The organism is uncultured Thiohalocapsa sp. (genome assembly GCF_913063425.1).
Classification (GTDB): domain Bacteria; phylum Pseudomonadota; class Gammaproteobacteria; order Chromatiales; family Chromatiaceae; genus Thiohalocapsa.
The window spans coordinates 1-12,801 of record NZ_CAJXYK010000006.1 but is presented as its reverse complement, the minus strand read 5'-3'; the positions used below and the strand labels follow the sequence as shown (position 1 = coordinate 12,801).

General features: G+C 65.2%; 10 protein-coding genes. 8 read left to right on the top strand and 2 right to left on the bottom strand.

Going from position 1 to position 12,801, the window contains the following annotated elements:
* Positions 1–106 precede the first annotated feature (106 nt).
* The 8 genes from QZ607_RS04320 to QZ607_RS04285 all read left to right on the top strand — a co-directional run bounded on the left by QZ607_RS04320 (position 107) and on the right by QZ607_RS04285 (position 11,740).
* The gene (locus QZ607_RS04320) at positions 107–775 is read left to right on the top strand and encodes an NADH-quinone oxidoreductase subunit J (RefSeq protein ID WP_295880075.1); all 669 of its coding nucleotides are present in this window, start codon (positions 107–109) and stop codon (positions 773–775) included.
* A complete protein-coding gene (gene nuoK / locus QZ607_RS04315; RefSeq protein WP_058554643.1) occupies positions 772–1,077 on the top strand; it encodes an NADH-quinone oxidoreductase subunit NuoK in 306 nt (101 codons plus the stop codon). The genes QZ607_RS04320 and nuoK overlap by 4 nt, the downstream gene beginning before the upstream one ends.
* A 5-nt stretch (positions 1,078–1,082) precedes the next feature.
* A complete protein-coding gene (gene nuoL, locus QZ607_RS04310; protein WP_295880072.1) occupies positions 1,083–3,077 on the top strand; it encodes an NADH-quinone oxidoreductase subunit L in 1,995 nt (664 codons plus the stop codon).
* A gap of 26 nt (positions 3,078–3,103) precedes the next feature.
* Positions 3,104–4,705, top strand: a complete 1,602-nt coding sequence (locus tag QZ607_RS04305) for an NADH-quinone oxidoreductase subunit M (RefSeq protein ID WP_295880069.1) — start codon at positions 3,104–3,106, stop codon at positions 4,703–4,705.
* A 13-nt stretch (positions 4,706–4,718) separates the two neighbouring features.
* On the top strand, positions 4,719–6,167 hold the full coding sequence (gene nuoN / locus QZ607_RS04300) for an NADH-quinone oxidoreductase subunit NuoN (RefSeq protein ID WP_295880067.1): 1,449 nt from the start codon (positions 4,719–4,721) through the stop codon (positions 6,165–6,167).
* Between the two features lie 37 nt (positions 6,168–6,204).
* Positions 6,205–7,245 carry a hypothetical protein gene (locus QZ607_RS04295; protein ID WP_295880064.1) on the top strand — a complete coding sequence of 347 codons (1,041 nt, stop codon included), beginning with the start codon at positions 6,205–6,207 and terminating at the stop codon, positions 7,243–7,245.
* A gap of 157 nt (positions 7,246–7,402) precedes the next feature.
* Positions 7,403–10,930, top strand: a complete 3,528-nt coding sequence (locus QZ607_RS04290; protein WP_295880063.1) for a VanZ family protein — start codon at positions 7,403–7,405, stop codon at positions 10,928–10,930.
* A gap of 318 nt (positions 10,931–11,248) precedes the next feature.
* Positions 11,249–11,740 carry a hypothetical protein gene (locus QZ607_RS04285; protein WP_295880060.1) on the top strand — a complete coding sequence of 164 codons (492 nt, stop codon included), beginning with the start codon at positions 11,249–11,251 and terminating at the stop codon, positions 11,738–11,740.
* A gap of 47 nt (positions 11,741–11,787) precedes the next feature.
* Here the strand turns inward: QZ607_RS04285 and QZ607_RS04280 are convergent, their stop codons facing one another.
* Together QZ607_RS04280 and QZ607_RS04275 are read right to left on the bottom strand one after the other, a co-directional pair.
* A complete protein-coding gene (locus QZ607_RS04280; RefSeq protein WP_295880058.1) occupies positions 11,788–12,249 on the bottom strand; it encodes a hypothetical protein in 462 nt (153 codons plus the stop codon).
* Between the two features lie 107 nt (positions 12,250–12,356).
* Positions 12,357–12,801: adenosine kinase (locus QZ607_RS04275; RefSeq protein WP_295880056.1), on the bottom strand; the 445-nt coding region annotated here is incomplete at its 5' end.

Genomic DNA, 12,801 nt, shown 5'->3' with positions numbered 1-12,801 from the left:
CGCGCGACCTGGTGAGCCGCATCCCCTCTGCGCGGCGCCGATAAGTGCGTCATCTCCGTCCGGTGGCGATCAGGGACGACCGCCCGGGCCCAGCAGCGGATATCCCATGGGTTTCGAGAAGTTTCTGTTCTATGTGTTCGCGGCCATAACCGTATTCGCCGCGGGGATGGTCGTCACCAGACGCAACCCGGTGCATGCCGTGCTGTATCTGGTGCTGGCCTTCGTCGGCAGTGCCGCGCTCTGGCTGCTCATCGAGGCGGAGTTCCTTGGCATCGTGCTGGTGCTGGTGTACGTGGGCGCGGTCATGGTGCTGTTCCTGTTCGTCGTGATGATGCTCGACATCGATATCGCGGCGATGCGCGCGCAGTTCATCAAGCACCTGCCGCTCGGGCTGGTGATCGCGGCCCTGATGGTGTTCAACCTGTTCCTGGTGCTTGGCCCGTCCAACTTCGGCATCGATGCCTTCGCCAAGCCCGAGCCCAAACCAGCCGGCTTCAGCAATACCTCGGAACTGGGGCTCAATCTCTACACTGTGTATCTCTATCAGTTCGAGATTGCGGCGGTGATCCTGCTGGTGGCCATCGTCGCCGCTATCCGGCTCACGCTGCGCCGGCGCCCGGACACCAAGTATCTGGACCCGGCCGTGCAGGTTAAGGTGCGCAAGGGGCCGGACCGCATCCGCATGGTGTCCACGCCAGCGGAGGAGACACCGCGCCCGGTGGCGGCCTCGACTGCGCAAACACAAAACCACGAGGACAAGGAGCCGGCGTCATGATCGCGCTCTCGGACTATCTGCTGCTCGGCGCCGTGCTCTTCTCCATCTCGGTGGCCGGCATCTTCCTGAACCGTAAGAACGTGATCGTGCTGCTCATGTGCATCGAGCTGATGCTGCTTGCCGTGAACATGAACTTCGTCGCCTTCTCGCATTTCCTGCAAGACGGCGCGGGTCAGATCTTCGTCTTCTTCATCCTGACCGTCGCCGCCGCGGAGGCCGCCATCGGGCTTGCGATTCTCGTGGTGCTCTTCCGCGCCCGCGGCACCATCAACGTCGATGATCTCGACCTGCTGAAGGGCTGACGGCGATGAAGCTCATCTATCTGATCATTGTGCTGGCGCCGCTTGCGGGCGCCATCACTGCCGGCTTTTTCGGCGGGCGCATCGGCCGGGTCTGGTCGCATCGCGCCACCATCGCCGGCGTCGGCCTCTCCGCGCTGCTTTCCCTGTGGGTGCTTGCCCGCTTCATTTGGGGCGATGCCGAGACCTTTAACGGCGCCGTCTACACCTGGCTGGTGTCCGACGGCATGCATTTCGAGATCGGCTTCCTGGTGGACCGGCTCACAGCGCTGATGATGGCCACCGTGACCTTCGTCTCGCTGATGGTGCACGTCTACACCATCGGCTACATGGCGGACGACGATCACAACTGGCCCGAGGGGGCGCTCACTGGACGCAACAGCTATCAGCGCTTCTTTGCGTACATCTCGCTCTTCACCTTCTCCATGCTGATGCTGGTGATGTCGAACAACTTCATGCAGTTGTTCTTCGGCTGGGAGGCGGTGGGGCTGGTGTCCTATCTGCTGATCGGCTTCTGGTCGGTGCGTGAATCGGCGATCTTCGCGAACCTCAAGGCCTTCCTGGTGAACCGGGTCGGCGACTTCGGGTTCATCCTCGGCATCGCCGCGGTGGGCATGTACTTCGGCTCCATGGACTATGTGGAGGTCTTCGCCAAGGCGCCGGAGCTGGCCGACACCGAGGTGGCCGTCTTCGGCGGCGTGTCCCTGATGACGCTGGTGTGCGTCCTGCTCTTCATCGGCGCCATGGGTAAGTCGGCGCAGGTGCCGCTGCATGTCTGGCTGCCGGACAGCATGGAAGGCCCGACGCCCATTTCGGCCCTGATCCACGCCGCCACCATGGTCACCGCGGGCATCTTCATGGTGGCGCGTATGTCGCCGCTGTTCGAGCTGTCGGCGACGGCGCTGTCCTTCGTGCTGTTGGTGGGGGCCATCACTGCGTTTTTCATGGGGCTCATCGGCCTGGTGCAGAACGATATCAAGCGGGTGGTGGCCTACTCGACGCTCTCGCAGCTCGGGTATATGACCGCCGCGCTGGGTGCCTCGGCCTACGCGGCGGGCATCTTCCACCTGATGACGCACGCCTTCTTCAAGGCACTGCTGTTCCTCGCCGCCGGGTCCGTGATCATCGCGATGCATCACGATCAGGACATCCGCAACATGGGGGGGCTGCGCAAGTACATGCCCATCACTTGGGCCACCGCGCTCATCGGCTCGCTCGCGCTCATCGCCTTCCCGGGCTTCTCCGGCTTTTTCTCCAAGGACGCCATCATCGAGGCGGTGGGCGACTCCCATGTCTTCGGTGCCGGCATTGCCTGGCTGCTGCTCACCGTCGGTGCCTTCGTCACGGCGCTGTACAGCTTCCGCATGTACTACCTGGTGTTCCATGGTAAGCCGCGCATGGACGAGCACACCCGCTCCCACCTGCATGAGACGCCCTGGGTGGTGACGGTGCCCCTGATCGCGCTCGCGGTGCCATCCATCGCCATCGGTTGGCTGACCGTAGAGCCTTTGCTTGTCAACAATTGGCTCGGGGAGGCCATCTACGTCAAGCCCGAGCACGACCCCCTGCACCATTTGGCGGAGCATTGGCATGGGCAGGTGGCCTTCATCCTGCACGGGATGGGGGCGCTTCCGTTCTGGCTGTCCATGGGCGGGCTGGCGCTGGCGACGGTGGTCTGGCTCGTCATGCACAAGCGCAACCCCGGCATCGATGCCGACCTACAGGCGAAGGGCGGTTGGGTGACCCGGGTGCTTCAGGACAAGTACGGCTTCGATGAATTCAATCAGAAGGTCTTCGCCGGCGGCGGCCTGGACATCGGTCGTTTCCTCTGGAAAGCGGGTGACCGCACGCTCATCGACGGCGCCGTGGTCAACGGCTCCGCGCGCATGGTGGGCTATCTGGCTGGGGTGATGCGCCACCTCCAGACGGGCTACCTGTATCACTACGCCATTGCGATGATCGTCGGCCTGGTTGCGCTGCTGACGCTCTTCGTCGCGCTCTGAGCATCACGAGCAAGGAGTCACTCCGGATGTTGCCCCAATTTCCCTGGCTGACGCTCGTCATCTGGCTGCCCATCATCGGTGGCCTGGCGGTCATCGCCAACGGCGACGAGAACGGCGAGCAGACCAAGCGTATTGCGCTTGGCGTGGCCGCGGCGACCTTCGTCGCGAGTCTGCCGCTGTGGCTGCTGTTCGAGCCCGGCACGGCCGCCATGCAGTTCGTGGAGCGCGCGGACTGGATACCGGCCATCAAGGTCCAGTACTACCTCGGCATCGACGGCATTTCCATGCCCCTGATTCTGCTGACCACCTTCGTGACCATTTTCGTCATCATCGCCGGCTGGGAGGTGGTCACCTATCGCCCGTCCTATTACATGGGCGCCTTCCTGATCATGGAGGGGATCATGGTGGGTGTCTTCTCGGCGCTGGATGCCATCCTGTTCTACTTTTTCTGGGAGGCGATGTTGATCCCGATGTTCATCATCATCGGGGTCTGGGGCGGACCGAATCGGGTCTACGCCACCATCAAATTCTTTCTCTACACCTTTTTCGGCTCGGTGTTCATGTTGGTGGCGCTCATCTACATGTTCTTCCAGGCCGACAGCTTCAGCATCCCGGACTTCCATGCCCTTCAGCTCGGCATGACGGCGCAGGTGCTGATCTTCCTTGCGTTTCTCATCGCCTTCGCGGTCAAGGTGCCCATGTTCCCGGTGCACACCTGGCTGCCGGACGCGCATGTGGAGGCACCCACCGGGGGCTCGGTGATCCTGGCGGCCATCATGCTCAAGATCGGCGGCTACGGCTTCCTGCGCTTCAGCCTGCCCATCACGCCCGATGCCAGCGCGTCGCTGGATGGGCTCATCATCGCGCTGTCCCTGATCGCCGTGGTCTACATCGGCTTCGTGGCGCTGGCACAGGACGACATGAAAAAGCTGATCGCGTACTCCTCCATCGCGCACATGGGCTTCGTGACCCTGGGCTTCTTCGTGGTGTTCAGCATTGTCCGCCACACCGGCAGCGCCGAGGGCGCCGCCATGGGCATCTCGGGCGGCATGGTGCAGATGATCTCGCATGGGTTCATATCCGGCGCCCTGTTCCTTTGTGTCGGTGTGCTCTATGACCGAATGCACACGCGGCGGATGGCCGACTATGGCGGTGTCATCAATACCATGCCCTGGTTCGGCGCCTTCGTGGTTTTCTTCGCCATGGCCAACGCGGGTTTGCCGGGGACGTCCGGCTTCGTCGGCGAGTTCATGGTGATCCTCGCCACCTTCCGGGCGGACTTCTGGTATGCGCTGCTGGCGGCGACTACGCTGATTCTGGCCGCCGCCTTCACACTGTGGATGGTCAAGCGGGTGGTGTTCGGACCCGTCGGCAATGATCAGGTGGCGGCGCTCAAGGACCTCGACCGCCGGGAGACCCTGAACCTGGGCGCGCTCGCGGTGGCAACACTCGCCATCGGCATCTGGCCCAAGCCCCTGGTGGATGTCATGGAGCCGTCGATTCAGAACCTGGTACAGCATGTCCAGGTGAGCAAACTCCCGGACTCCGGCGCGGTTCGCGTAGAAGCCGCACCACCAGCCGCGGACGGGGTACAGGACCTCGCACAGATCAGCACGGGCGCCGATTGACAGGAATCCGCCGATGAACTTCCAAGCCATCGATCTCTTCACGATTCTGCCGGAGCTGGTGGTCCTGGTCACCGCCTCGGTGGTGCTGTTGGCGGACCTCTACCTGCCGGACGAGCGCAAGGACATCAACCAGCTCATCAGCTTTGGCGGGCTCCTGGCCGCCATCGCCACGGTGGGCATCGTCGGGCTGGCCTGGGGACCGACGCCGGCCTATGCCTTCGGCGATGCCTTCGTGCGGGACCCCATGAGCGATCTGCTCAAGGGCGCCGTGCTGGTGGTGACGCTGCTGGCCTTCGCCTATTCGGCCCGCTACATGCGCGAGCGGAACATGTGGGTGGGGGAGTTCCATGTGCTGGTGCTGTTCGCACTGCTCGGCATCCTCATCATGATCTCGGCCAATGACTTCCTGGTGCTCTACCTGGGCCTGGAGCTGCTGGCACTCTGTCTTTATGCGCTGGTGGCCTTCAACCGTGACTCCAGCACGGGCGCCGAGGCGGCAATGAAGTATTTCGTGCTCGGGGCGCTCGGCTCCGGCATGCTGCTGTACGGCATCTCCATGATCTATGGCGCCACGGGTGCGCTCGGCTTTGCGGAGGTGGCCCAGGCCGTGGCCACCGAGGGCATGGAAAACCGCATCCTGGTGTTCGGTCTGGTGTTCATGATCATCGGCATCGCCTTCAAATTCGGTGCAGTCCCTTTCCATATGTGGATACCGGATGTCTATCAGGGCGCGCCTGCGCCGGTGGCGCTGTTCCTCTCAAGCGCTCCCAAGGTGGCGGCCTTTGCCATGGCGGTTCGTATCCTGGTGGACGGGCTGCCGGGACTCGCGAGTGAGTGGTCGGAGATCCTGGTGATCTTGTCTGTGCTGTCCCTGGCCATCGGCAACGTGGTCGCCATCGCGCAAGTCAACATCAAGCGCATGCTGGGGTATTCAACCATCTCGCACGTGGGCTTCATCTTCCTTGGTTTGCTCGCCGCCACTCCGGGCGGCTACGCGGCGGCGATGTTCTATGCCGTGGTCTATGCGCTGATGTCGGCAGGCGCCTTCGGCGTGCTGGTGATGATCTCGCATCAGGGCTTCGAGGCGGAGAACCTGGACGATCTCAAGGGTCTCGGCGAGCGTGATCCCTGGCTCGCAGCCATGATGGCCCTGGTGATGTTCTCGATGGCAGGGGTGCCACCGCTGGTGGGCTTCATGGCAAAGTTGCTGGTGCTGGAGGCGATCATCGACATCGGGCTGGTGTGGCTCGCCATCGTGGCGGTGGCGTTCTCCATCGTCGGTGCCTTTTACTACCTGCGCGTGATCAAGATGATCTACTTCGACAAGCCGGAGTTGGACGCGCCCGTGGACGCGACCCGGGACGCGCGCATCGCGGTCAGCGTGAATGGCCTGTCCATGCTCGTACTCGGCATGTTCCCGGCCGCGCTGCTGTCCCTGTGCGAGGCGGCCTTCGGGGGCTGAGGCAAGGCCAGACGGGAACAAATCCGCACGAGCATACATGAACTATCTTCAGGCGTTCAGCAAAGCGGAGCGGCGCCAGGCGCTCGCCTTTCTGGGGGTGCGCGTGCTGGCGATTGTGCTGCTGGCTGCGGTGCTGCTGTATGCCGTGGCGGTGACGCCCGGCGTGCCCTATCACGTGCGCGAGCTCTTCGGTGCGTCGCCGACGCCCGGCCAGGCCCTATTGTTTGCAGTGATGGTGCTGTTGGCGCTGGGACCGCCGGCGCTTTTCGGGCTGCAGCTGATCCGTCAGCCCAATATCTGGGCTTGGCTGTTTCCTTTGGCGATGCTCGCCCATGCGGTGTTGATTTTCCTGATCTTCCGGTTCGCCACGCCCATTGCAAGTGTGCATGACCTGGTGGGAATGCCCGTATGGCCGCTGCCGGCGGAGCTGGAGCGCCTTGTTCGCTTCACGGCCTTGTTTCTGGTGTTCTCGATGGCCATCGCCGGCGGCACCGCCATGCTCTACGCCATCACCCGCTCCTATGAGCCGCTGCGCGTCCTTTGGTGGGTGTTCTATTCGGTGCTGTCGCTCGCTTTCGGCTATTGGATCGTGATCGCCCTTGCGGCGACGGACAACGTCACCCTGCTGTTGCGCGGGGAGGCGAACCCTCTGTCCTGGGTTGCTATTGCGCTTTGGATGCTGCTGATGGCCTTCGGAGCGTCGCTGCTGGCGGAGCGGCTCTCGGGCGTGTTCACGGGCACCGCCGCCGCTGTCTTTGCGCAGGTGCTCCTACTGCTCGTCACCTACGGTGCGGTGTTTCTGGCCACCGAGCCGGCGGTCGCCAGTGCCCGCTCGAACCTGTCGGCCCTGGAGTTCCTGCTGAGTGGCAGCCGGACGGAGTATGTGCAGGGCGGGTTCATGCTCTTCGGGCGCTACACCCTGGTTTACCTTGCGGTCATGCTGCTGCTGACCTTCGCCCAGTATCCCGTGTGGGCGGCCTACGCAACGCGGCGGTTCGCACGCAGGCCTGCCGCGGCGCCGCTGGGCACCGTGCCGGACGATGCGCCGGCGGAGCCGAGCCCACGTCGCGGGCCTTGATGTCGGGCGCCTTGTCCCCGGGCATGGCGTCGCGCCCCGGGGTGCGTGGCTCCGCCGTCGCCGCGGCAGCTCGACCCATGGGACAGCCGGCACCTGGGTGTGCCGGTGCAGGCCTTCGGTGCGGGCATGATGGTCGCATCCCGATGGCGTGAAGACGATGAGTGGGCGCGCACCGCAGCCGTTGTTCGAGCAGTTTCGCGAGCCGCGCTGGTGGCTGCTTTGCCTGCTCTATCTGACGTTTGTCATCTACGGCAGCCTGGTGCCGCTGGAGTGGCGGGCCGTCCCCTTCGATGAAGCCCTGACCCGCTTCGCGAACATCCGCTTCCTCGAACTGGGCGCCGCCTCCCGGGCGGACTGGGTCGCCAACATCGTGCTCTATGTGCCGCTCGGCTTCCTCGGCTGTGCGGCGCTGTTCGGGCTGCGGGCCTACGGCTTGGCGGCACTGCTGGGCGCGCTTGGCGTCTTCGCCGTCTGCGTGGCCGTCGCGGTCGCCGTCGAGTTCACCCAGATCTTCTTCGCACCCCGCACGGTGTCGCTGAACGACCTGCTGGCGGAGACCATCGGTGCCGCCATCGGCGTCAGCGTCTGGCTCTTCGGCCGCTGGCGGGTGGTGCGCCTTGGACTGGCTCTGGCGCGCGGGGGTCGTGCGTCAGTGGTGGCGGCGCTGGTGCTCTTCGCGCTGGCGTATGGCCTGCTGTCGCTGTTCCCGTTCGACTTCGTGGTGTCCGGCGACGAGCTGGCAGAGCGCCTGGCGAGCGGCAATCATGCCTGGCTCCTCGGCCGCTGCGGCAATTGGCTGCGCTGCCTCGCATTTTCTCTGGCGGAGGTGCTGGCCGTTGCCCCGGCGGGCCTGCTGCTGGCATTGCTGTACCCGCGTTGGCCCTGGGTCCGGTTCCTATTGCTTGGACTCGGGGCCGGCCTCGTGCTGGAGCTGCTGCAACTGCTGCTGGTGTCCGGCAAGGCCCAGGGACTGTCCGTCCTGCTGCGCGGCGCGGGGATGCTGCTCGGCGCCTTCGTCGCGCGGCTGTTGACGACCCGGCTGGATACAGCTGCGGCGGCCTGGCTGCTGCGGCGGGCGCTGCCCTGGCTCGCGGTCCCTTACCTCGCTGCGCTGACGGCGCTGTCCGGCTGGTGGAGCGGGCCCTGGCTGCCCGTATCCCAAGCGATGGCGCGGCTCGGCGAGCTGGGCTGGGTCCCCTTCTACTATCACTACTGGACCTCCGAGCCGGTAGCAATGACCAGCCTGCTCTCGCAGCTCGCGTTCTACATGCCGGTTGGGGTGGCGGTCTGGGCCTGGGGTGAGGGGCCACGGCGGCGGCCTGTGGCGGTCTGGACGGCACCTGTCATTGCAGCTGCGCTGGCGATGGTGGTGGAAGCGGGCAAGCTGTTCGCGCCGGGTGCGCGTCCGGACCCAACCAATGTGCTCATTGCACCGGCAGGGGCCTGGCTTGCCCAGGCGCTCACGGCTTGGTTTGCGCGGGTGCTGGTGCAATCGGCTCCCGACGCTGGCCGCCGAGCTGCGCGGGCAGTGCCGTCATGGTCCCCTGCGCCAGCGCCCGCCGCAGCGACGCCACATGGGCTTGCGGGCGCTATGCGGGGGCCCAGTCCAGAACCGGCTGCTGGCGCCGTCACGGTGACATCCACGTCGGCATCGCCGCCGCCTGCCGCGGCACCGGGGTCGACGGCCGGCATGCGGTCGCCCGCGGGAACGCGACGCATCGGCGCACAGGGCTTCGCTGACATAGCGCTACCGCATCAGGCACTACCGGAGCCGACGGTGCTCGGCTATCTGTACGCACTCGGCGCTGGCGCCGTAGCGGTGGCCGGGCTGGTGTTCTATCCCCTGTGGCAGGTCTGGCTCGCCCTGGCGCTCATCGCCTTTGGCGCCTTGCTCTGGCGTTGGCCATGGCTTTGGCTCGCCGTGGTGCCGGCGGCGCTGCCGGTGCTGGATCTCACGCCTTTTAGCGGGCGGGTGCTGCTGAACGCCTTTGATCTCTTCGTGCTGGTGGGGCTGGCGGTGGCGGGTTTCCGGCTCTCGGGTATCAAGCCGGCCCGCTTGCCCAATGCCTGGCTTGCGCTGGGCTTGCTGTTGTTGTGGGTGAGCTGGCTCGTCTCCATGGGCATCGGGCTTGCGCCCGCGGCGGGCGGCGGCGTGCAAAGTGCGTCGTCACACCCGCCGCTTGCGCCCTGGCACGAGGGCAAGGGCCTGCTCTGGGCGCTGCTGGCGGTGCCCCTGCTGCGCCGGCTGCGGCGGCTGCTGGGCTCCACAGTGGCGGCGCGGCTGGTATTGCCTGGTGCAGTGGTCGGACTGGCGCTGGTGTGTGCAAACGTGCTGTACGAGCGCCTGGTGCACGTCGGCGCCTTCGATTTGACAGACGTGTTCCGGGTCACCGGTCCTTTCGCCAGCATGCACGACGGTGGTGCCTACATCGAAGCCTATCTGGCCTTCGTGTTCCCGATGCTGCTGGTGTGGATGCTGTTGGCGCGGCAGCGGTGGCAGCAGGTGGTCGGCGCCCTGTTGGTGCCGGTCACGGCCTATGCCATGTTGGTGACCTTCTCGCGTGCGGGCTACGGCGCCTTTGCGGTGGGCGCCGCGGTGGTCATGCTTGGAGTATTGCTCGGCAGAGCGCGATTGCCCCGCGTCCAATGGCTGGTGCTGTTGGGCCTGCTCGCCTTGGTGGGCATCGCCGCCGTGCCGGTGCTGACGACGGGCTTTGCCGGCGAGCGGCTGGCCCAAGTCCGCGCCGATCTCGACACGCGGCTGGCCCATTGGCGACATGCCGTCGGTCTCATGGATGACGGCCTGAAGACCCTGTTCTTCGGTGAAGGCTTCGGCCGCTATCCGGCGCTGTATCTGTTCTCGCCGCGTCCGCGCACCCCCGCCGGCACTTACGAGGTGCTGGAGGAGGGCGGTAATGCCTTTGTGCGCCTCGGCAAGGGCGAGGCGGTGTACCTGGATCAGCGCGTGCCGGTGCGCGCAGGGGCCAATTACCGGTTGACCGTTCGGCTGCGTGCCGAGACGGACCGCGGCGAGCTGAGCGCGCCGGTGTGCGAGAAGGCCTTGTTGTACTCCTTCACCTGCGTCTGGCCCCGGCTGACACCGGAGCAGCCTGGGCGGTGGCAGACCCTGACGATGACCATTCAGAGCAACCAAGTGGGTCGGGGCGGGCGCTGGCCGCATGGGCCGGTGAAGCTGTCGCTCTACAACTCGGGCCAGGGACTGATCGATGTGGACGATGTGAGTCTCAAATCACCGGACGGCCGCGAGCTGATCGCCAACGGCGGCTTCGAGGCGCGGGCCGCGCGCTGGCTCTTCGTCACCGACCAGGACCTCGCCTGGCACATCCATGAGCAGTTCGTCGAGACCTATTTCGCGCAGGGGCTGCTGGGGTTGATGGCGATGGCGGTGCTGCTGATCGCCGCGGCGTCGGTGCTGGTGCCGGCGATGCGCGCCGGACGCCATGAAGCCGTTGCCTTTGCCGGTGCTTTAGCGGGGTTCGTCAGCGTCGGGCTGCTCGGCAGTACCGTGGATGCACCGCGGACAGCGATGCTGTTCTACCTGGGGGCGCTCTGTGCGGCGCTGCTGGTGCGGGGGGCCGACAAGCGGCGGCGGAAACGGCGGCGTGTGGGACAAGGCGGGGATGGCGAGACGACCGCCCTGCGTCGTCAGGGCTTCCAGCCCTGATTATGCCCGGGCCGGGATGGCCGGACTGCGCAGGTAGTGGCCAAGGTGGTCGGAGTTGTGAGCAATCCCGGAGGCGCGTTACGCCGAGCCTGTCCGCACCCATTGTCCAGTCGTGGACTTTGGTGGAAGTCGTGAGCTTGCGTCGCTGGCGGCTGAGCCGCCGTTCGCAGGTGCCGAGGCAGAGCCTCGGCACCAGTGAAGGAAGAAAGAGCGTTGCTCGATGCTCCAACTGTGCTTCTCTTCTTCTCTGCGACTTTGCGTCTCTGCGCGAGATAAAGCGATCAAGTGGGCCGCGGCGGGCGCTGGCCCCACGGTCCTGTGAAGCTGTCGCTCTACAACTCGGGCGAGGGTCGGGTCGATGTGGATGCCCTTAGTCTCAAGACACCGGAGGGCCGCGAGCTGGTCGACAACGGCGAATTCGAGGCTGGTGCCGAGCGCTGGCTCTTTCTTACCGACCAAGACCTCGCCTGGCACATCCACGAGCAGTTCGTCGAGACCTACTTTGCGCAAGGCGCGTTGGGGCTGCTTGCCACCGCCGTGCTGCTCATTGCCGCCGTGGTCGTGCTGGTGCCGGCGATTCGGGCCGGGCGCCGTGAAGCGGCCGCCTTCGCTGGTGCGCTTGCCGGCTTCCTCAGCGTGGGCCTGCTCGGCAGCACCGTGGATGCGCCGCGGACGGCGATGTTGTTCTATTTGGGGGCGCTCAGTGCTGCGCTGTTGGTGCGTGGCGCGGACGGCAAGCGACGGCGCCGTAAAAAACGGCGCCTGGTCGCCAATGAGGATGCCGAATCGGTCGCCCCGACGGCTTCGTGAGATGCACGAGCTTCATGCTCTTCGTGGTTTGCCTTCCGGATCCCGGATTACCAGTTGCAGGGATTGGACAAGCTGGTGGTGGCGGGAATGGGATCTACCAGCGTTTTGATCGTGGCGACCACATCGCCGCTGTTACAGCTCGTCCGGCAAAAAACTGCCGGGGTGCTGGCGTCGGGACCGCAGAGATACCAAGTATAGTCGTAGTCTCCATAATCGTAGGCGATTGCGTTCCCCGTCGGCGTCCAACTGCCTATGTTTGCCGTAAATGTGCCCTGAGGATCATCCGCCCCGCGCCCCCATTCGCCGAGCACCCCGCCGGCATTGTGCATTTCCGACCAGCGGTTCATTGGGTTGGTGAGCCCGTCGCCTTTGTAAGCGCATACGAGGGTATCGCTAAGCACGGAACCGGGGACATCGGTGTCTCCGGAGCAGTCCTCCGCCATCGAGGTTGCGGGCCATGCCCCGGCTACCGACGCCGCGATAACCAGGTGGGGTACGAAATTTCGCATGGGTGTCTCCAGCAGTTCGCAAGTATGGTAACTGAAGCATTCAGTCGTGCCAGACGGATGGGCCGGAATGTACGCCAGGACGTACCCTCAGCCGCATGAGCGTCCCGTTAACGCATTGCTGCGAGTATTGTCAGGGTTTCTTCTTTGGAGATGCGCGGTCCGAGACTGGTCACCAGCTTCGCCGAAGCGGCCGAAGCCAGATTCCCGGCCCGCTGATGGCTCCAACCCTGCGTCAGGCCGTACAGGAAAGCCCCAGCAAACATATCACCCGCCCCGACCGTGTCAACCGGTTTGACCGGCACCGGCTCGATATCGATGGCCTGCGCGCCGTCCCACACCAGCGCGCCCTTGGGGCCGCGGGTGATGGCGAACTCGCGCGCGATGGTCTTCATGTAGGCGACGGCGTCCTCGAGGTTGTCGGCCTCGGCCATGCCCATGGCCTCTTCCTCGTTGGCGAAGACCATGTCCACGCGCTCGCCGATCATCTCTTTCAGGCCGTCTTTGAAGAACTTGACCATGTTCGGGTCGGACAGAGAGATGGCCGTCTTGACG